General features: G+C 70.7%; 19 protein-coding genes. 14 read left to right on the plus strand and 5 right to left on the minus strand.

Going from position 1 to position 19732, the window contains the following annotated elements:
- Position 1: 1 nt before the first annotated feature.
- Positions 2 to 553 carry a hypoxanthine phosphoribosyltransferase gene (gene hpt, locus ACFC06_RS19735; protein WP_278260567.1) on the plus strand — a complete coding sequence of 184 codons (552 nt, stop codon included), beginning with the start codon at positions 2 to 4 and terminating at the stop codon, positions 551 to 553.
- On the opposite strand, the gene ACFC06_RS19740 is transcribed toward hpt, so the two are convergent.
- The gene (locus ACFC06_RS19740; RefSeq protein ID WP_375935638.1) at positions 550 to 2862 is read right to left on the minus strand and encodes a serine/threonine-protein kinase; all 2313 of its coding nucleotides are present in this window, start codon (positions 2860 to 2862) and stop codon (positions 550 to 552) included. The genes hpt and ACFC06_RS19740 overlap by 4 nt on opposite strands.
- A gap of 273 nt (positions 2863 to 3135) precedes the next feature.
- On the opposite strand from ACFC06_RS19740, the gene ACFC06_RS19745 reads away from it, so the two are divergent.
- Positions 3136 to 4485, plus strand: a complete 1350-nt coding sequence (locus ACFC06_RS19745) for an amidase (protein ID WP_375935641.1) — start codon at positions 3136 to 3138, stop codon at positions 4483 to 4485.
- Here ACFC06_RS19745 and ACFC06_RS19750 read toward each other — a convergent pair.
- From ACFC06_RS19750 to ACFC06_RS19760, 3 genes are all read right to left on the minus strand, one after another.
- A complete protein-coding gene (locus tag ACFC06_RS19750; RefSeq protein ID WP_375933016.1) occupies positions 4482 to 5378 on the minus strand; it encodes a LysR family transcriptional regulator in 897 nt (298 codons plus the stop codon). The genes ACFC06_RS19745 and ACFC06_RS19750 overlap by 4 nt on opposite strands.
- 392 nt (positions 5379 to 5770) lie before the next feature.
- Complete coding sequence (locus tag ACFC06_RS19755) at positions 5771 to 7321, minus strand: aldehyde dehydrogenase family protein (RefSeq protein WP_375933019.1); 1551 nt, start codon at positions 7319 to 7321, stop codon at positions 5771 to 5773.
- Positions 7322 to 7446: 125 nt separating this feature from the next.
- Complete coding sequence (locus ACFC06_RS19760) at positions 7447 to 7728, minus strand: DUF2277 domain-containing protein (protein ID WP_375933022.1); 282 nt, start codon at positions 7726 to 7728, stop codon at positions 7447 to 7449.
- A 124-nt stretch (positions 7729 to 7852) separates the two neighbouring features.
- Between ACFC06_RS19760 and ACFC06_RS19765 the strand changes: the two genes are divergently transcribed.
- Positions 7853 to 8710, plus strand: coding sequence for a DUF1266 domain-containing protein (locus ACFC06_RS19765; RefSeq protein WP_278260563.1), 858 nt, complete (start codon positions 7853 to 7855; stop codon positions 8708 to 8710).
- Between the two features lie 3 nt (positions 8711 to 8713).
- Here the strand turns inward: ACFC06_RS19765 and ACFC06_RS19770 are convergent, their stop codons facing one another.
- Positions 8714 to 9523, minus strand: coding sequence for a hypothetical protein (locus ACFC06_RS19770; RefSeq protein WP_375933025.1), 810 nt, complete (start codon positions 9521 to 9523; stop codon positions 8714 to 8716).
- 403 nt (positions 9524 to 9926) lie between these two features.
- Here ACFC06_RS19770 and ftsH point away from each other — a divergent pair, with 403 nt between their 5' ends.
- The 11 genes from ftsH (at position 9927) to ACFC06_RS19825 (ending at position 19647) form a co-directional block, all read left to right on the plus strand.
- On the plus strand, positions 9927 to 12254 hold the full coding sequence (ftsH, locus tag ACFC06_RS19775; RefSeq protein ID WP_375933028.1) for an ATP-dependent zinc metalloprotease FtsH: 2328 nt from the start codon (positions 9927 to 9929) through the stop codon (positions 12252 to 12254).
- A gap of 28 nt (positions 12255 to 12282) precedes the next feature.
- Positions 12283 to 12981 carry a GTP cyclohydrolase I FolE gene (folE, locus tag ACFC06_RS19780; protein ID WP_375933031.1) on the plus strand — a complete coding sequence of 233 codons (699 nt, stop codon included), beginning with the start codon at positions 12283 to 12285 and terminating at the stop codon, positions 12979 to 12981.
- On the plus strand, positions 12978 to 13847 hold the full coding sequence (gene folP / locus ACFC06_RS19785; protein WP_375933034.1) for a dihydropteroate synthase: 870 nt from the start codon (positions 12978 to 12980) through the stop codon (positions 13845 to 13847). The genes folE and folP overlap by 4 nt, the downstream gene beginning before the upstream one ends.
- Positions 13844 to 14266 (plus strand): dihydroneopterin aldolase, encoded by a 423-nt coding sequence (folB, locus tag ACFC06_RS19790; RefSeq protein WP_375933037.1) that lies wholly within the window; start codon positions 13844 to 13846, stop codon positions 14264 to 14266. Before folP ends, folB begins: the two co-directional genes overlap by 4 nt.
- The gene (folK, locus tag ACFC06_RS19795; RefSeq protein WP_375933039.1) at positions 14263 to 14802 is read left to right on the plus strand and encodes a 2-amino-4-hydroxy-6-hydroxymethyldihydropteridine diphosphokinase; all 540 of its coding nucleotides are present in this window, start codon (positions 14263 to 14265) and stop codon (positions 14800 to 14802) included. Before folB ends, folK begins: the two co-directional genes overlap by 4 nt.
- On the plus strand, positions 14796 to 15269 hold the full coding sequence (locus ACFC06_RS19800) for a DUF3180 domain-containing protein (RefSeq protein ID WP_375933042.1): 474 nt from the start codon (positions 14796 to 14798) through the stop codon (positions 15267 to 15269). Before folK ends, ACFC06_RS19800 begins: the two co-directional genes overlap by 7 nt.
- A 68-nt stretch (positions 15270 to 15337) precedes the next feature.
- A complete protein-coding gene (locus ACFC06_RS19805) occupies positions 15338 to 16384 on the plus strand; it encodes a DUF6779 domain-containing protein (RefSeq protein ID WP_375933045.1) in 1047 nt (348 codons plus the stop codon).
- Positions 16385 to 16500: 116 nt separating this feature from the next.
- Positions 16501 to 17454: a Rossmann-like and DUF2520 domain-containing protein gene (locus ACFC06_RS19810; protein WP_375933047.1), complete on the plus strand. Its 954-nt coding sequence runs from the start codon at positions 16501 to 16503 to the stop codon at positions 17452 to 17454.
- On the plus strand, positions 17454 to 18410 hold the full coding sequence (gene panC, locus ACFC06_RS19815; RefSeq protein ID WP_375933050.1) for a pantoate--beta-alanine ligase: 957 nt from the start codon (positions 17454 to 17456) through the stop codon (positions 18408 to 18410). The genes ACFC06_RS19810 and panC overlap by 1 nt, the downstream gene beginning before the upstream one ends.
- Before the next feature lie 14 nt (positions 18411 to 18424).
- Positions 18425 to 18844, plus strand: a complete 420-nt coding sequence (gene panD / locus ACFC06_RS19820; protein ID WP_375933053.1) for an aspartate 1-decarboxylase — start codon at positions 18425 to 18427, stop codon at positions 18842 to 18844.
- Positions 18845 to 18864: 20 nt separating this feature from the next.
- Positions 18865 to 19647 (plus strand): type III pantothenate kinase, encoded by a 783-nt coding sequence (locus ACFC06_RS19825; RefSeq protein WP_375933056.1) that lies wholly within the window; start codon positions 18865 to 18867, stop codon positions 19645 to 19647.
- Positions 19648 to 19732: the final 85 nt, after the last annotated feature.

Raw genomic sequence — 19732 nt, forward strand, 5'->3', positions numbered from 1 at the left:
CGTGTACGGAGACGACATCGCCTCGGTGCTGATCACCGAAGACGAGATCAAGGCCAAGATCGAGGAACTGGCCGAGCTCGTCGCGAAGCGGTACCCGCCCGACAGCCCCGAGGGCGACCTGCTGCTGATCTGCGTGCTCAAGGGCGCGATCTTCTTCATGACCGACTTCGCCAGGGCACTGCCGATCCCCACCCAGCTCGAGTTCATGGCCGTGTCGTCCTACGGCTCGTCCACCTCGTCCTCGGGCGTCGTGCGGATCATGAAGGACCTGGACAAGGACATCGCCGGCCGCAACGTGCTGATCGTCGAGGACATCATCGACTCCGGTCTCACGCTGTCCTGGCTCAAGCGCAACCTGGCCACCCGCAACCCGGCCTCGCTGGAAGTGGTCACCCTGCTGCGCAAGCCCGACGCCCTGCGCACCCCCGTCGACGTCGCCCACGTGGGCTTCGACATCCCCAACGAGTTCGTCGTCGGCTACGGCCTCGACTACGCCGAGCGCTACCGCGACCTGCCCTACATCGGCACCCTGAACCCGGCGGTCTACTCCTAGCTGACCACGCGCTCGAGGGCCTGTAGGTCGGCCTCGAGGGCGCGGAACAGCACATAGGAGCCGACGAAGGCGATGATGCCGCCGACGCACAGGACGCGGACGGCGAGGATCACCGAGGGGATGTCGGCCGGGGGCAGGAAGGTCAGGCCCGCGACGGCCAGCAGCGGGACCGAGGCGGCGACGGCGAGGTACCAGGTGCAGCGGCGGCGCAGGTCGCGCAGCCATTTGCCGTCGTCGGCGCTGATCTCGCCGTGGCGCAGGAACACCGGGTAGAGGCAGCGGACCAGGTAGTAGGTCACCAGGAAGAACGGGTAGGCCACCGCGATCGCGCCGCAGACCAGCAGGGACGCCAGGAAGTGCACCACGGCCCGGCCGGGGACGTCACCGCTGGCCAGTTGCAGGGCGATCGGGAAGGTGAATCCGGCCAGCGCCCACAGCGAGAAGGCCACGACCACCGCGCGGTCGCCGAAACGCAGCGTGTCGTGTCTGGCTCGGCGCAGCGTGTCGGAGTCGTAGCGGCGGCCCTTGCGCAAGCCGCCGGGCACCCACAGCACGAAGCGCGACAGGTAGATCAGCAGCGCCGCGCCCGCCGGGAAGAAGATCAGGTTCACCCCGGCGGTGATGAGGATGAAGGTCTGCTGGGCGGATTCGCCGAGCCTGCTCACCACCAGGGTCTCGTTGTGCTGGATGTTGTACCAGGAGGCCAGGGCATTGGGCACGCCGATGGCCAGCACCAGCACCAGCAGCGGCCACTTGCGCAACCACAGCCGCCAGCTGTTGGGTGGCGGGTCGACCAGGTCGCGGGCGCGCTCGTCCAGGCACAGATCGAACTGCTTGGCCAGCACCGCGCCGTCGGACCAGCGCCGCGAGCGATCGGGCTCCAGACAGGTGAGCAGCACGCGGCGCAGCGCGGCCGGACAGTCCGGGGGCACGCGGTCCATGGCGCTGGGCTCGACGCCACCGGTGCGCCGTTCCAGCATCGCCTCGAGGGTGGTCTCGTCGCCGTGGCCCTCCTCGGCGGTGCTGTCGTCGAACGGTTTCGCGCCGGTCAGCAGCTCCCACAGCACCACGCCGAGGGAGTAGATGTCGGAGCGGGTGTCCAGGTCGGCGGCGGTGCGGCCCAGCCCCGGATGACACGCCTCGAGCTGCTCGGGCGACATGTACGACAGCGACCCACCGAAATACGACACCGGGCTGGTCCCGGCCACGGTGCGGCTGAAGCTGATGTTGAAGTCGGCCAGCTTGGGCACGCCCTCCGCGGTGAGCAGCACATTGGCCGGTTTCACGTCGCGGTGCAGCACGCCGTGGGTGGCGGCGTAGTCGAGCGCCTCGGCCAGCCTGCGGCCCAGCCAGGCCACGGTCTCCGGCCAGCTCAGCGCGGCCAGTTCGTCGCGCACGCTGGAGTCGGTGGGCCGGATCTCGCCCTTCTCCTCCATCGCCGCGTCCACCGCGTCGAGCAGCAGCTTGCCGCTGCGCTCGGCGGGCGGGGTGGCGCGCACCCAGCGCAGCAGGCCGAGCAGCGTGCCGCCGGGCAGGAACTGCATGTAGAGCAGCCGCAGCCGGCGTGAATCGGCGCGCGCGGTGCCGGTGTCGAGCAGCTGCTGGTCGAACACGCGCACGATGTAGTCGTGGTCGAGCTGGGCCAGCGTCTGCGGTTCGGTGCCGCGATCGGCGGAGATCTTCACCGCGACCAGCCGCTGCATCGAGCGCTGCCTGGCCAGGAAGACCCGCGCGAACGCCCCGGAACCGAGCCCGGTGAGCAGCTCGAAATCGCCGATCCGCTCGCCGACCTCGATCCGGTCCAGCGGCTCGAGGTCCGCGGCGGCCGAGTCCGCGGCGGTGGCCGCCGAGGTCGCCGTGGCGGTGAGGTCGAGCTGCGGACTGGTCATCTCGGTAGTACGAGTGGGGTCGGGGGGATGGTTCACCGTCGGTTCGCTGCGGTGGGTGCTCTGGTCGAGGTCGTCGGTGTTGAGCAGGGCCCGCAGGCTGACCGCCTGGTGCGGGTATTCGCGCAGGCACTCGCGCGGATCGACCCGTTCACCGCTGTGCCTGCGGATCACGAACTCCTCGAACACCAGCCCGGCGGGCAGGGTGGCCGCGTCGAGTTCGGGGAACTCCGCGCAGTACTGCGCCAGCCGCTTGCGGTCGACCCCGTCACCGGCGTGATGCAGCCAGCGATGGCGCAGATCCACCCGGATCAGCTCGTGCAGGGCGTGCCTGCGCAGCGTGCGCGCGTCTGGCAGGAATTCGGCGATCTCGGGCGGGCGCGCATCGGCCTCGCCCCATGCCGCGGCGAACGCCTCGACCATGTCGGCGCGCAGATCGGCCGACCGACCGGCACTCTCGTCGGGTCGTCCGCCGCTTGCGGTGTTATCGCTCATCAACCGACCTAAAGGTTCGTGCGACACCCAACGCCATGGGCCCCCGAGCCGTACTCGAAATGATAACTTGCGCCTCGAGAGCTGATCACCCGAATTTCGACGTCCATGCGAACGGGGGCGAATCCGCAGATGCACGATGACCTCACAGCGGTAGCATGGGAGTCCGTCGACGACGACGGCGTGACGGACGCTGAGGTGACGATGGATTCGTCCCACCCACCCGCCGACCAGTACCCGATCGGCGGCCCCGCCGCGGCAGTGGCCGCACGGGTACGCGCTGGCACCATCACGCCCACCGACGTGGTGAGCGAGGCCCTGGCCCGCATCGCGTCGGAGAACCGCAAGATCAACGCCTTCACCGTGGTGCGCGCCGAGCGTGCCCGGGTGGAGGCCGCGCAGCTGGCCGCCCGCGACGATCTCGACGAACTGCCGCTGGCCGGGGTGCCGGTGGCGATCAAGCAGAACATCGCGGTCACCGGGGAGGCGACCCGCGCGGGTTCGGCGGCCACCTCGACCGCGCCGGAGAACGACGATCATCCGGTGGTGGCGCGGCTGCGGGCCGCGGGCGCGATCATCGTCGGGCTGACGGCCATGCCGGAACTGGGCCTGTGGGCCTGCACCGACGAGGACGGCCGGGTGACACGCAATCCGCGCGATGTCGGCCGCACGCCGGGTGGGTCCTCCGGTGGCGCGGCCGCCGCGGTGGCGGCGGGGCTGGTCCCGATCGCGCACGGCACCGACGGGCTCGGCTCGATCCGGGTACCGGCCGCCGCGTGCGGGGTCTTCGGGATCAAGCCCGGCAGGCAGACGGTGCCCAGCGCGATCGGCGCCGACTCCTGGGGTGGCATGGCCGAGAACGGGATTCTGGCGACCACGGTGTCGGATGCCGCGCTGGGGCTGTCGGTCATGGCGGGGCGGCCGGATCTGGCCGAGGTGCGCGCCCCGCACCGACTACGGGTCGGGCTGGCCGTGGCTCCGCCGTCGCGACTGGTCCGGATGGATCGACACTGGACGGCGGCGGCGCGCACCGCGGGTGCGCGCGCGGCGGCGGCCGGGCACCTGGTGGAGCCGGTCGAGCTGCCCTACGGCGACGCGGCGCTGAGCATGCTGCTGCGCTGGCCGAGCGTGGGACTCACCGACGCCCAGCGGCTGCGGGACCCGGCCGCGTTGCAGCGGCGCACGCGCCGTCATCTGGCGCTGGGCAAGCTGATCCACCGGCTCGGGCTGGTCCGTCCGCAGCAGGTCGACCGGACCGAGGCCCGCATGCTCGACTTCTTCGAGAACTTCGATGTGGTGATCACCCCGACGCTGGCCGCGCAGCCGCCCAAGGCGCGGCGCTGGAGCAGGCGCGGGTGGGGCGCCAATGTCTTCGCGGGCCTGCGCTACACGCCCTTCACCGGACTGTGGAACCTGGTGGGCTGGCCCGCCGCGTCGGTGCCGATGGGCACCCATCCCGAGGCGCACACGCCGCTGGCCGCGCAGCTGGCCGGTCCGCCGGGCAGCGAGGCCACCTTGCTCGGCCTCGCCGCCCAACTGGAACTGTCGAACTAGACCGCGATCGGCTGCGGCTGCGGGGCTGGCTCGGAGAACCCGCCGTCGACGGCGCGACCGGCGAATTCCAGGATGGTCGGGCGGGTGTCGTCGGCCCGCCAGGCCACCGCGAGCTCGCAGGGGGTGAGCCCGGCGACCGGGCGCGCGGTCAGACCGGGCCAGCGGTACATGGGCACATTGTTCTCGGCGAGCAGGCACACGCCCAGGCCCAGGCTCACCGCCTCGAGCTTGTCCTCGGGGGTGGCGGCCTCGGCGCCGATCTTGGCCGCGCGGCCGCCACGGGCGTCGTTGCCGAGCCAGAAGTCGCGCACCGCACCGGCTTCGGTGGGCAGGGCGACGAACGGTTCGTCGAGCAGGTCGGCGAATTCGATGGTGTCCTGCTCGGCGAGTGGGTGGGTCTCCGGCAGCAGCACCCAGCGTGGCTCGGTGCGCAGCACCTGCCAGCGGTAGCGGTTGGGGTCGGGCAGCGGCAGCCACACCAGGGCCAGGTCGGCCTGACGGCCCGCGAGCCCGCTGGACGGGTCGTTCCAGGAGGCGGCGTGCAGGGCCAGGCGGTGGCCGCTGGCGCTCTCCAGATCGTTGAGCAGGCCGCGGCCGAGCGCGGACTGGATGCCGACGCGCAGAACCTCGCCCGCTTCCTGGAGGGAGACGTTGGTGACCTCCCACAGCTCCAGGATCTTGCGGGCGCCTTCGAGCAGTTCCTTGCCCGCGACGGTGAGGGCGACGCTGCGCTGGTTGCGGTCGAACAGGACCACGTCGAGCTGGCGTTCGAGCTGGCGGATCTGACGCGACAACGTCGGCTGAGCGATGTGCAACCGCTGGGCGGCGTTGGTGAAATGCAGTTCCTCAGCGACGGCGACGAAATACCGCAGATCGCGCAAATGCGGGTCCATAGCACCTTGCTATCAGAATCGGTCGGGAAATTCCAGCCAAAACGGGCAAGGAAGTTCGCGGAGGTGGATCAAAACAGTCACCAGGTTGGTAACGCACAGCATATGGCCTGGCATGGTGCGTTGCACCATCGAGTCGGTTGTGGAGGGCCGGAATCGGTGCCGCCCGGGGTCATCCGGCAGAGCTGGGCGCTTGACCAGCGCAAATGCGTCGGGGTTCACACATCGTGCCTGGCTGTGGGCTGTGCCGCGGGCGTCGTGGCGGCGTGGGAAATCGCCCGTCGACCGGGGTTCAGGCCCCTGGACCGGTTAGGGGAGTGATATTCGTCACCAACAGGTTTCGAGACGCTGATTCCGGCTGCGGACGAGACCTCGGCCGCAGCCGGAATCCGTTGCTAGCTACCGTTCTTCAGGCGCAGCAGGGCGGGCAGATCGATGCGGCGCAGGCCGCGCGCACCCGCCGCGCGCATCGCGCCGAGCGAGAAGATGATCTTGTTCAGGTCGTACGGGAACCACAGCGGCTCCTTGGTCATCGTCGGCAGCTTCGGCTTGGTGATCGCCTGGGCGCGGCAGTATTTGCGCACACCGTTGGCACCACCCCAGCGGGCGCCCACACCGGACTGACCCCAGCCACCCATCGGCATGGCGAAGTTGAACAGGTTGGCGAACACGTCGTTGATGTTCACCGCGCCCGCGTTCAGCTGCCGCGCCACCTGCTCGCCCCGGTGCTTGTCGCCGGTCCACACCGACGCGGACAGGCCGTAGATCGAGTCGTTGGCCAGCCGGATCGCCTCGGCCTCGTCGGCCACCTTCATCACCGGCAGGGTCGGGCCGAAGGTCTCCTCGGCCACACACGACATCGAATGGTCCACGTCCACCAGCACGGTCGGCTCGAAGAACGTGCCGACACCGGTGCGCTTGCCACCGGTGGTCACCCGCGCGCCCGCCGCCACCGCCTCCTCGACGTGTCGCTGCACGATGCGCACCTGGTTCTCGTTGGCCAGCGCGCCCACATCGTTGTTCGACTCGCGTCCGTCGGCGCCCTGGCGCAGGGCCGCCACCGCCGCGGTCAGCTTCTCGACGAACTCGTCGTAGACCGGCGCCTCCACATACACCCGCTCCACCGAGATGCACACCTGCCCGGCGTTGAACATGCCGCCGAAGGCGATGCCGTGCGCGGCCCGGTCGATATCGGCGTCGGCCAGCACGATCGCCGGGTCCTTGCCGCCCAGCTCCAGGCTGTAGGGGACCATCCGCTCGGCGCAGGTGGCCGCGATCTTGCGGCCGGTCGCGGTGGAGCCGGTGAACTGGATGTAATCGGCGTTGGCGACCACGGCGCCACCGGTGGCGCCTGCGCCGGTGACCACCTTGAACACCGGCGGCGCGCCGATCTCGGCCCAGCCGCGCGCCAGCTCCACCGCCGAGAGCGGGGTCACCTCGGACGGCTTGAGGATCACCGCGGCACCGGCGGCCAGCGCGGGGAACACGTCGATCGCGGGCATGGCCAGCGGGAAGTTCCACGGCGTGATCACGCCGACCACCTGGTACGGCCGGTAGGCCACGGTCAGGCTCTTCACCCGGGCCAGCGGGCTGTGTGGGGAGGGGTGGTCGTCGGACAGGAACTTCGCGGCGCGCCGGGCGTAGTAGCCGAGCAGGTCGACGGCGAAGGCCGGGTCGATGAGCGCGTCCACGCGCGGCTTGGCCGTCTCCGACTGCAGGACCGCGGCCAGGTCCTCGGTGTTGTCGATGAGCCAGTCCTGCAGCTTCAGCAGCCACTGCTTGCGGCCCTCGGGGCCGATGGCCTCCCATTCGGGCTGGTAGAGGCGCAGTTCCCGGACCGCGGCGGCCACGTCGTCGGGCGAGGTATCCGGCACGGTGCCGCTGAGGGCCCCGGTCGCGGGATTGCGGACCTCGATCACCGAGGCGGTCTGCGATATATCGGTCACCGTCGTGCTCCCCACTTCATTGTGTGAATCAGTTCACCTTCTCCCAGCGTCGCACAGTTGGCGCGACGACAACAGAGATATCCGCCCCGGCGCCGGAGCGCCGAGGTCCGGGGAGCCCGCGGCGGCTATCGAGCGGCCGTACCCTCGCCCGCTTCGGCTTCCCTGGCGGCGATCCGGCGCAGGGGTGGCTCGGTGGGCGGGGGGACACGCCGGTCGGGGAGTTCGGCGAGCAGCGTCGTGGTGGCCGCGGCGATGGCGGCGACGGCTTTGTCGACAGCGGGCTTGGTGGTGCTGCTCAGCCCGGAGATGCCGCCGACTTTGCGCACGTACTGCAAGGCGGCAGCGTAGATCTCCTGCTCGGTGGCGGCAGGCTCCAGACCACGCAAGACGGTGATGTTTCTACACATGTCAGAACCATAGACCTGTGGGGCATCTCACGTCAGGGCAAGAAAGCCGGGATCTGAAAATCTCGTGACGCACGGGCCTTCGCTGTCCGCCCGCGACGGCGGATACCGCACTAGACTCGGCCGCATGCCTGCTCGGGGAGTACCAGCGCTGACCACTTTTCCCTACCCGGAACTGGACGAACGCGAGGAAGACCACTGGTCCGGCGCCGGGGTCAGCGACGACGAACTGCGCGCCCTGTCGCTGGGCGCCTTCTACTCCACCCGCTGGGACGCCTTCCACGACGCGATGCTGCTGGGCCCCGAACGCGAGCATCCCCTCGGTGACCGCCGCGAACTGGCCATCGACACCCTCACCGGCGCCTGGGGCATCACCGACGGCACCGAGGCCCGCGCCTCGATGGAACAGCTGCTCGAGGGCATGCACGCCCCGCTCTACGCGCTGGTGCACCCCCTGGTGACGGCCTCGATCAACGCCAGCGAACGCGACCGCTTCGGCGAGCGCGCCGACCGCCACCGCGCCTTCCTGCGCCAGGTCGGCTCCTTCCGCGGCATGGACAACCCCGAAGCCCTGGTGCGCGACTACGACATCTGGGCCCAGGCCATCAAGATCGGCTTCACCGACCACCTCGCCCGGCCGCTGCCCAACGACATCCACGCCTGGGACCTGGCCCGCGTCGTCGCGGTGGCCCGGATGGCGTTCACCGCCGGATACATCGACGCCGACGTGGCCTGGGAGTACGCCATGCGCGCTCTGGCCCCGGCGCAGCGCCGCTACCGCAACTGGCGCCAGTTCGGCGACGCCTACCTCACCGGCTGGACCTACTGGCAGGCCACCGAGGACCTCGCCGAACTCAAGAACGGCGGCGTCGACCGGCGCATGGAGCTGCTGCGGCTGTGGACCCGCCCGACCAGCCCGTGGCGCCGGATCGAACTCAACGAGCCCGAACAGAAGGCCGAAGCCGAAGCTCCCGAGCCGAACTGAGCCCTACAGGCTGCGCAGGATGCCGCGGCCGTAGCGCTGGAACTGGGTGTCGTCGACCATGCCCAGCGAGTGCCGTTCCACCAGCAGTTCCCACTCGGCGTAGAGCTGCGACACGCCCGGATCGGCGGGCCCCGCGGCACCGTCGGCGGCCTGCCTGCGCACGGCGAAGTTCACCGCGCAGGTGACGCGCTCGGTGTCGGCCCGGTCGACGCCGGCGAAGTGCAGCGTGCGGTTGCCGTCGTTGACATCCATGCCCGACCCGCCGTGCCTGGTGTCGATCTCACCGGGCGCGGTGCGCGCGCCCTCGACCGTGCGGGCGCCGAGGATCGCGGGGACCGGCAGCTCGTTGGCATAGCGCTCGCCGCCGCCCACCGAGATGAACAACAGCCGGGTGGTGGTCGCCGCGAGCAGACCGGTGCCCGAACCCGCGGGCGGTGCCGCCGCCGCGATGGCCGTCTCCAGCACGTATTCGTCCGGGGTGACGTACCGGTTGAGCGCGGTGACCGCCGAACGGGCCTCCTTGCGCGGGGCCATCCGGCGCACCGCCCGCTCCACATCGGCGCGGGTCGGGCCGGACTTGCCCCACTCGGGCGCGGGCGGGGTGAGGTCGGGGGCGGCCACGTCGATGCGCTGGGTGGCCATGATCTGGTCGTTGATCCGGTCGACGATGCCCAGCGCGGCGGGCACGTCGTGCTCGGCGATCAGGACCGGCAGCGGGGTGCGGTCGGCGGGCACGCCGGTGAGGACCGGGGTGGGATAACGCAGGTAGATCTCGATGACCACCGCGTCGTCGGCACGGCGGTTGAGCCGCACTTTGAGCAGGTCGGCGATGGGAACGTCGAGAACCCGTTCGCCGTCGGTACCCGGTCGCAGGACGGTGAGCCGCCCTCGGCCGTGGCGCAGAATCGCTGTGGGTGTTCGTAGCTCGACGATGTCCGTACCCCCTGCGCTGTAGTTGTGTCGTCGCCCACGATAGGACGGGCATGACATGATTGTGGCCACTTGCCACAACCAGCCCCGGAGCGTTCGGGAACCTCTGGCGTTCTCCGGGCGTTGACCAGTGCAACTGCACCAGCAGCCGAACTGCGCGATGTATCGAACTAGACCGTACGCGGTAACGTGGCATGTCCGCATCCGAAACCCGCCGATCTCGACGCTTCGCTAGGCACACCCGGAGAAATAACCGGAAAGGACTGGGCCGTCCGGCCGACGCTCTATGAACCGCAAGACAGTGTTTCGCACTTTGGCGATCATCTCGGGCATCCTGCTCATGATCTGGCTGTTCAGCTTTCTCAGCGATGACACGCGCGGCTGGGAGAGTGTCGACACTTCCGTGGCGCTCAGCCAGCTGAACGACAAAGCCAACGTCAAGAACGTCCAGATCGATGACAAGGAGCAGCAGCTCCGTATCGAACTGAACAACGGCAACGAGGCGACGAACAACAACACCAAGATCGTCGCCAAGTACCCGGGCGGCGGGGAGACCTCCGCGCAGATCTTCGACGCGGTGAAGGCCTCCGGCGCCGAGTACGACACGGTCGTCAAGCAGGAGAGCTGGCTGTCGCAGCTGCTGCTGTTCATCGTCCCGATGGTGCTGCTGGTCGGCCTGTTCCTGTTCGTGATGTCGCGCATGCAGGGCGGCGGTCGCGGCGGGATGATGGGCTTCGGCAAGTCCAAGGCCAAGATGCTGTCCAAGGACATGCCCAAGACCACCTTCGCCGATGTGGCCGGTGCCGACGAGGCGGTCGAGGAGCTCTACGAGATCAAGGACTTCCTCCAGAACCCCTCGCGCTACCAGGCCCTCGGCGCCAAGATCCCCAAGGGCGTGCTGCTCTACGGCCCGCCCGGCACCGGTAAGACGCTGCTGGCCCGCGCGGTCGCCGGTGAGGCCGGGGTGCCGTTCTTCACCATCTCCGGTTCGGACTTCGTCGAGATGTTCGTCGGTGTCGGCGCCTCGCGCGTGCGCGACCTGTTCGAGCAGGCCAAGCAGAACAGCCCCTGCATCATCTTCGTCGACGAGATCGACGCCGTCGGCCGCCAGCGTGGCGCCGGTCTCGGCGGCGGTCACGACGAGCGTGAGCAGACGCTCAACCAGCTGCTCGTCGAGATGGACGGCTTCGGCGACCGCACCAACATCATCCTGATCGCGGCCACCAACCGGCCCGACATCCTGGACCCTGCGCTGCTGCGGCCCGGCCGGTTCGACCGCCAGATCCCGGTCGGCAACCCCGACCTGGCCGGTCGCCGCGCCATCCTGCGGGTGCACTCGCAGGGCAAGCCGATCTCGCCCGACGCCGATCTCGAGGGTCTGGCCAAGCGGACCGTCGGCATGTCCGGCGCCGATCTGGCCAATGTGATCAACGAGGCCGCGCTGCTCACCGCGCGCGAGAACGGTCAGCTGATCACCGGCGAATCGCTGGAGGAGTCGGTCGACCGCGTCATCGGCGGCCCGCGCCGCAAGAGCCGCATCATCAGCGAGCACGAGAAGAAGATCACCGCCTACCACGAGGGCGGCCACACCCTGGCGGCCTGGGCGATGCCCGATATCGAGCCCGTCTACAAGGTCACCATCCTGGCCCGCGGCCGCACCGGCGGTCACGCCATGACCGTGCCCGAGGACGACAAGGGCCTGATGACCCGCTCGGAGATGATCTCCCGGCTGGTGTTCGCCATGGGTGGTCGCGCGGCCGAGGAACTGGTGTTCCACGAGCCGACCACCGGCGCGTCCTCCGATATCGACCAGGCCACCAAGATCGCCCGCGGCATGGTCACCGAGTACGGCATGAGCGCGCGTCTGGGCGCGGTGCGCTACGGCCAGGAGCAGGGCGACCCGTTCCTCGGCCGCTCGATGGGCACCCAGGCCGACTACTCGCACGAGGTGGCCCGCGAGATCGACGAGGAGGTGCGCAACCTCATCGAGGCCGCGCACACCGAGGCCTGGTCGATCCTGAGCGAGTACCGCGAGCAGCTCGACGCCCTGGCCACGGCCCTGCTCGAGCGCGAGACCCTGCACCGCAAGGACCTCGAGACCATCCTGGCCGGTGTCGTGAAGCGGCCGCGGATCACCGCGTTCAACGACTTCGGTGACCGGCTGCCCTCGGACAAGCCGCCGGTGAAGACCCCGGGCGAGCTGGCCGCCGAGCGCGGCGAGCCGTGGCCGCCGGTGCAGCCCGCGCCGGTGCCCGCCGGTGCGCCGCTCGAACCGGCCAACGGTCATCCGGCGCCGCCGCAGTACCAGCCCGCGCCGCCCGCGTCGGGCTACCCGCTGCCCAGCGCGCCGACCCAGGCGTTCCCGCGCCAGTCCGGCACGCACGGTTCGCGACCCGACTACGGCGCCCCGGCCGGCTGGTCGGCGCCGGGCTGGCCGCCGCGCGAGGAGCCCCAGCAGCAGCAACCCCCGCAGCCGCAGGCCCCGCCGCAGAACCAGGGCAGTGCCTGGGCCCCGCCCGAGCAGCCCCGCCACCAGGCCGGCTGGGGCGAGCAGCCCGCGCCCGGTACCGAGCCGGAGAACAACGACTGGGAAGGGCCGAACGGCCGCCGCTGACCGGTGGCCAACTACGCTCGATCGTCGGATGCCGGACGAAGTGGCGGCGTCGACATGTGGAGGTGCGGAGAAGTTGTCTAGTAACGGGTCGAGCGCCGATTCCGCTGGCGAGCTCGGCGCGACGAGCCCGTCGCAGCTGACGGCACTGGCGACCGGCCGTGCGTTCGACCAGGAACGAGCCGAGGCGGCGGTGCGGGAACTGCTGCTCGCCGTCGGCGAGAACCCCGACCGTCCCGGCCTGCTCGACACCCCGGCGCGGGTGGCCCGCGCCTACCGGGAGATGTTCGCCGGGCTCTACACCGAGCCCGACGAGGTGCTCTCCACCACCTTCGACGAGGGTCACCAGGAACTGGTGCTGGTGCGTGACATCCCGATGTACTCCACCTGTGAGCACCACCTGGTGTCCTTCCACGGTGTCGCGCACGTGGGGTACATCCCCGGCACGCACGGCCGGGTCACCGGCCTGTCCAAGCTGGCCCGCGTCGTCGACCTCTACGCCAAGCGCCCGCAGGTGCAGGAGCGTCTGACCAGCCAGATCGCCGACGCGGTGATGCGCAAGCTGGAGCCGCGCGGGGCGATCGTGGTGGTCGAGGCCGAGCATCTGTGCATGGCCATGCGCGGTATCCGCAAGCCCGGCGCGAGCACCACCACCTCGGCGGTGCGCGGCCTGTTGCAGACCAATGCCGCCTCGCGTTCCGAGGCGCTGGACCTGATCCTGCGCAAATGAGCGATTCCGGCGTGCTCGCGCGCGGTGGCCGCTCCTGTGTGGTCATGGGCGTGGTCAACGTGACCGGGGATTCCTTCTCCGACGGCGGCCGGTATCTGGACCCGGACCTGGCGATCGCGCACGGTATCGAGCTGTACGAGGCGGGCGCCGACATCGTCGATGTGGGTGGTGAGTCCACCCGGCCCGGCGCCGACCGGGTCGATCCGGCCACCGAGGCGGCCCGGGTCGCGCCGGTGATCAGCGGGCTGGTCGCCGCCGGCGTGCCGACCAGCGTCGACACCATGCGCGCCGCGGTCGCCGAGGCCGCCCTGGAGGCGGGCGTGGCGGTGATCAACGACGTCTCGGGCGGACGCGCCGACCCGGACATGGTGAAGGTCGTCGCCACCGCCGGGGTGCCGTGGATCCTCATGCACTGGCGCGCGGGCGCGGACTACCGGCACACCGGCCCCGCCGACCACTACGACGACGTGGTCGCCGAGGTGCGCGCCGAACTGGCCGCCCAGGTCGAGCTGGCCGTGGCCGCGGGCGTGGCCGCCGACAAGCTGATCCTCGATCCCGGCCTCGGCTTCGCCAAGAACGCCGAGCACAACTGGGAACTGCTGGCCGCGCTGCCGGAATTCGTCGCCGACGGCCTGCCGATCCTGATCGGCGCCTCCCGCAAACGCTTCCTCGGCGCCCTGCTGGCCGACGCGTCCGGGCCGCGCCCGCCCGCGGGCCGCGAGACCGCCACCGCCGCGGTCTCGGCCATCGCCGCCACCCAGGGCGCGTGGGGCGTGCGCGTGCACGACGTGCGCGCCTCGCTGGACGCCATCGCCGTCGTCGACACGTGGCGCCGCGCCACCGCAGCCCGAGGAGCCACCCGATGAACTCACCGCTGCTGCCCCCGCCCGCCGGTCGCGCCGCGACCTCGCGCATCGAACTGCGCGGACTGCGGGTGTTCGGCAGGCACGGCGTGTTCGATTTCGAGCGCCGCGACGGACAGGAGTTCGTCGTCGACCTGACAGTGTGGGTCGATTTCGCCTCCGCCGCCGCCTCCGACGACCTGGCCGACACCGTCGACTACGGCGCCCTGGCCGAACGCGCGGTCCGCATCGTCGCCGGGGAACCGCGCGATCTGATCGAGACGGTGGTCTCCGAGATCGCCGACGACGTGATGACCGACCCGCGCATCGAGGCCGTGGAGGCCGTCGTGCACAAGCCCTCCGCGCCCATCCCGCACACCTTCGCCGATGTCCGCGTGGTCGCCACCCGCTACCGCACCCACGCCCCGGACCAGCGCCGATGACTCGCGCGGTGCTGTCGATCGGCGCGAATCTGGGCGATCGCCTCGCGCGTCTGCGCAGCGTGACCGACGCGCTGGGGGAGCGGCTCGTCGCGGTCTCGCCGGTGTACCGCACCGCGCCGTGGGGCGGGGTCGACCAGGACGACTACCTCAACGCGGTACTCGTGGCCGAGGACCCGGCCTTCGACGACTACGCCTGGCTGCGCTTCGGCCAGGACCTCGAACAGGCCGCGGGCCGCGTACGCGAGGTGCGCTGGGGCGCGCGCACGCTCGATGTCGACGTGATCACCTGCACCGATGCCACCGGCGCCCCGATCGTGCGCGACACCGATCCCGCGCTGATCCTGCCGCACCCGCAGGCGCGGCATCGCGCCTTCGTGCTCGTCCCGTGGCTGGCCGCGCAGCCCGGCGCCACGCTGCCGGTGGCGGGCACCGAGACACCGATCGCCGAGCTGCTCGCCGCGCTCGATCCGGCCGAGCGGGCCGGGGTGCATCGCACCGAGCTCACGCTGACCGACGAGAGCATCCACCCGTGCTGAAACCCACCCGGCTGCTCGACCTCGCGCTGAACGTGGTGCTGGCCGCCGCGGTGGCCTGGATCGGCACCAGGGTCGCCTATTCGGCCTTCCCGCCGATCTCGGTGGCGGCGGGCGCCTCGCTGCTGCCGGTCGCCGCGATCGAGGCCGCGCTGGGGTTCGTCATCAAGGGCAAGATCGCCGAGGAGAAGGTGGGCGACGGCCCCGGCGAACTGCACCCGATCAATGTGGCGCGCCTGGCCGCGCTGGCGAAGGCATCGCTGCAGGTGGGTTCGCTGGCGGCGGGTGTGTGGCTGGGATTCCTGCTGTGGGTATTCCCACAGCGCGACACGGTGACCGCCGCCGCGGCCGACATCCCCGGTGCCTTCGTCGGCCTGGTGGCCGGTTCTGCCCTGGTTGCTGCGGCATTCTGGCTGGAGTACTGCTGCCGCGCACCGGAGGATCCACCGGACGAACCGGCTACCACCTAGCAATTTCCGAACGGAACCACCGGCCACAACGGTGCGCCGACCAGCGATTCCCGGCTACCCTGGCCACCATGGTTTCACCCTCCCGTAGCACCACGCCCCGTCGACGGCGGGACGACGCGGGAAAGCTCTTCATCGGCGCCCTCATCCTGCTCGGCCTGACCGCCAGCGTTTTCCTGATCTTCAGCGAGAACGTGCAATACATCCGGATCGGCCTGGTAGCGGCCTTGTGGGCGGCGGTGATCGGCGCGCTCGCGGCCACCCGCTACCGCAAGGACGCGGCCGTCGACAAGGCCAAGGCGCGTGATCTGCAGACCGTCTACGAGTTGCAGCTCGAACGCGAGATCAACGCGCGTCGCGAGTACGAGATGGGGGTCGAGCAGCGGGTGCGCGCCGAGGTGGGCGCCGACGCCACCGAGATCGCCGCGCTGCGCGCCGAGCTCACGCTGCTGCGCCAGAACCTGCAGGTTCTCTTCGACGGCGCCCTGCCCGCCGAGCAGGTCGCCCTGCAAGCCGACGCCGTGCGCATCGATGCCCTGCCCGCGGGCAGTTTCGACGCCTTCGACGACATCGAGCCGGATTTCGAGGATAGCCCGGTGGATGCCAACGCGGCCTGGTTCGGCCCGTGGCAGCAACCGCCCAGCGCACTGAAGCCGGTCTTCATGCAGCCCGTCGCGGCCAATTTCGCCGACCCGTACGACGATCCGGTCACCGCCGAGACCTCGGCGGTCTCGCTGGAGGACTACGCCGAGGCCCAGGAGTCCGCCGCCACCGACTCGCCCTTCGTCGCGCCCGCCCCGGCGGCCGATTCGGCGTTCGTCGCGCCCGCGTCGGGTCCGGGCAAGACACCCCCGCCGCGCCTGTCGGCCCCGCACACCCGGCAGATCGGTACCGACGGCCTCGACGACACCCCGGCGCCGCCCGCTCCGGCAGCGGACTCCGAGCTCGAGCCCGAACCCTCGGCGTCCCCGGCCGAGCAGCCCATCGGCGCCCAGCCCGCCGCCCCGACCGTCGGCACCAGCTCCCGCCGGCGCCGCCGCGCCGAATCCGAGGGCTCGCCCCGCCTGTCGGTCGCCGACATCATGGCCAACCTCGAATCCGAGTCCTCCCGCTCCTGAACCCCGAGAGATAGATCACGGGGACGGCCCGTGGCGGTAGAGACCGGCCGCCCTCTATTCTCGATGCGTAACGTCCGGTACCCGCTCCGCGGGACTGGAACGCGATCGAGAGGACAATGTTGACCTCGAGAAGTGTCAATTCCGATGGCGCGAACGTGGGTCTCGACCCTGCGCCCGCACGGCTGACGGTGGGAATCGTCTCGGCGGGACGCGTGGGTTCGGCCCTGGGTGTCGCGCTCGAGCGAGCCGGCCATGTGGTCTTCGGTGTCGCCGCGATCTCCGATGCCTCCGTGCACCGGGCGCGCACGCGGCTGCCCGAATCACCCGTGCTGCCGGTGGAGGAGATCGCCCGCCGCAGCGAGTTGCTGCTGCTCGCGGTCCCCGATGCCGAACTGCCCGGGCTGGTCCGCGGCCTGGCGGGTGCCGGTGTGGTGCGGCCGGGCACCATCGTGGCGCACACCTCCGGCGCCAACGGCATCGCCGTGCTGCAGCCGCTCACCGACCAGGGCGCCCTCGGCCTGGCCATCCATCCCGCGATGACCTTCACCGGCCACGACGAGGACATCGACCGTCTGGCCAACGCCTGCTTCGGTGTCACCGCCGCCGACGAGATCGGCTACGCCATCGCCCAGGCGCTGGTGATCGAGATGGGCGGCGAGCCGGTGCGCGTGGCCGAGGAGCAGCGCACGCTCTATCACGCCGCCCTCGCCCACGGCGCCAATCACCTGGTGACGGTCATCGTCGACGCCGTCGCCGCGCTGCGCGAGGCGCTGGCGGGTCCGGGACTGCTGGGTCAGCCGGTGGTCGACGACCAGCCCGGCGGCCTGTCCGAACGCCTGCTCGCCCCGCTCGTCTCGGCCGCGCTCGACAACGCGCTGCGCCGGGGCCCCGCCGCGCTGACCGGCCCGGTCGCGCGTGGCGACGTCGACGCGGTGGCCGCGCATCTGCGCGCGTTCGAGTCGGTGGACCCGCGCCTGGCGGCGGCCTACCGGGCCCTGTCGCTGCGCACCGCCGAGCTCGCCGAGACCAATCCTGCCCTGCTGGACCTGCTTGCCGAGAAAGGCCACTGATGGAACCCCGAGAAGTGCATCACCACCAGGGCGGGGCCCGGGCCACCGGCGCGTACAAGCCCGGCGCGCTGACCGTGCACCACAGCCCCGAGGTCGTCGCCACCGTGACCAAGGCGCTGCGCGGGGCGGGCCGCACCATCGGTTTCGTGCCGACCATGGGCGCTCTGCACGAGGGTCACCTGCAGCTGGTGCGCCAGGCCAAGCTGGCCAACCAGGTGGTGATCGTGTCGATCTTCGTCAACCCGCTGCAGTTCGGCGCGGGCGAGGACCTCGACGCCTACCCCCGCACGCTGGACTCCGATCTGGAGCTGCTGCGCAACGAGGGCGTCGACCTGGTGTTCGCCCCCTCGGCCCACGACATGTACCCCGACGGTCCCCGCACCACCGTGCAGCCGGGCCCGCTGGGCGCCGAGCTCGAGGGCGGCAGCAGGCCGACGCACTTCGCGGGCATGCTCACCGTGGTCGCCAAGCTGCTCAATATCGCCCACGCCTCGGAGGCGTACTTCGGCGAGAAGGACTACCAGCAGCTCACGCTCATCCGCCAGATGGTGCGCGACCTGAACCTCGAGGCCAAGATCGTCGCCTACCCGACGGTCCGCGAGGCCGACGGCCTGGCGCTGTCCTCGCGCAACCGCTACCTCAGCGCCGAACAGCGCGACACCGCGCTGGCCCTCTCGGCCGCCCTGGCCGCGGGCAGGCACGCCGCGGGTCTGGGTGGCGAGGCCGTGCTGGCCGCCGCGCGCGGCGTGCTCGACGCGGTCGACGGCCTCGACCTGGACTACCTCGAACTGCGCGACGCCAATCTCGGCCCAGCGCCCACCGCGGGCAATGCCCGCCTCCTCGTCGCGGCCAAGGTCGGCGACACCCGTCTGATCGACAACGCCCCGATCGTCCTCGGCGCCCAGATCGACGGACACCCCGACGCGAACTCCCTGCCTGCCGCGCAGGCGCTCTGAGAAAGGCGACGACGATGTTGCGCACCATGATGAAGTCCAAGATCCACCGCGCCACGGTGACCCACGCCGACCTGCACTACGTCGGCTCGGTGACCGTCGACCAGGACCTGCTCGACGCCGCCGACCTGCTCGAGGGCGAACAGGTCTGCATCGTCGACATCGACAACGGCGCCCGCCTGGAGACCTATGTGATCGCCGGTGAGCGCGGTTCGGGCGTGATCGGCATCAACGGCGCCGCCGCCCATCTCGTGCACCCCGGCGACCTGGTCATCCTCATCGCCTACGGCCAGATGGACGAGGCCGAGCTGCGCGCCTACGACCCCAAGGTGGTCTTCGTCGACGAGCGCAACCGCCCGGTCGAACTCGGTTCCGACCCGGCGCACGCCCCCGAGGGCTCCGGGCTCACCTCCCCGCGCTCGCTCTCGTTCGCCTGAGCGCGGACGGGGGTCGCGAGATGCTGCTGACGATCGACGTCCGCAACACCGGGATCGAACTGGGCCTGATCTCCGGCTCCGGGGACCACGCGAAGCTGGTGCGGCACTGGCGCATCCACACCAACCCGCTGCTCACCGCCGACGAGTTCGCCATGCAGGTGCGCGGCCTGGTCGGGGACGAGCTGGACCAGGTCATCGGCGTCTCGGCGCTGTCGACCGTGCCGCCGGTGCTGCGCGAGCTGCGCACCATGCTCGCCCGCTACTGGGCGCACGTGCCACACGTACTGGTGGAACCCGGTGTGCGCACCGGCATCCCGCTGCTGGTGGACAACCCCAAGGAGGTCGGCGCCGACCGCATCGTCAACTGCCTGGCCGCCTACCGCCAGTTCGGTGGTCCGGCGATCGTGGTCGATTTCGGCACCGCCATCTGCGTGGACCTGGTCTCGGCCAAGGGCGAGTTCCTCGGCGGGGTGATCGCGCCGGGCGTGGAGATCGCCACCGAGGCGCTGGTCGAGCGCAGCGCGCTGCGGCGGGTGGAGCTCACCCGCCCGCGCTCGGTGCTGGGCAAGAACAGCATGGAGTGCATGCAGTCGGGCGCGGTGTTCGGTTTCGCGGGCCTGGTCGACGGCCTGATCGACCGCATCCGCGACGAATTCGACGCCTTCGCGGGCAGCGATGTCACCGTCGTCGGCACCGGCGCGGGCGCCCCGCTCATCATCCCGGAATCGGAGACGATCGACGCCCACGAGCCGCACCTGACGCTGACCGGCCTGCGGCACGTCTACGAGCGCAACAAGAAGTGAGACGCAGGTCATGATCGACTCCGCTGATCATGACCTGCTAAACTCACGCTTGTGTATTTCCGTGTGAGCACCCAGGAGTGTTGTC

Origin of the sequence: Nocardia sp. NPDC056064, from assembly GCF_042266925.1 — a bacterium.
GTDB lineage: Bacteria > Actinomycetota > Actinomycetes > Mycobacteriales > Mycobacteriaceae > Nocardia.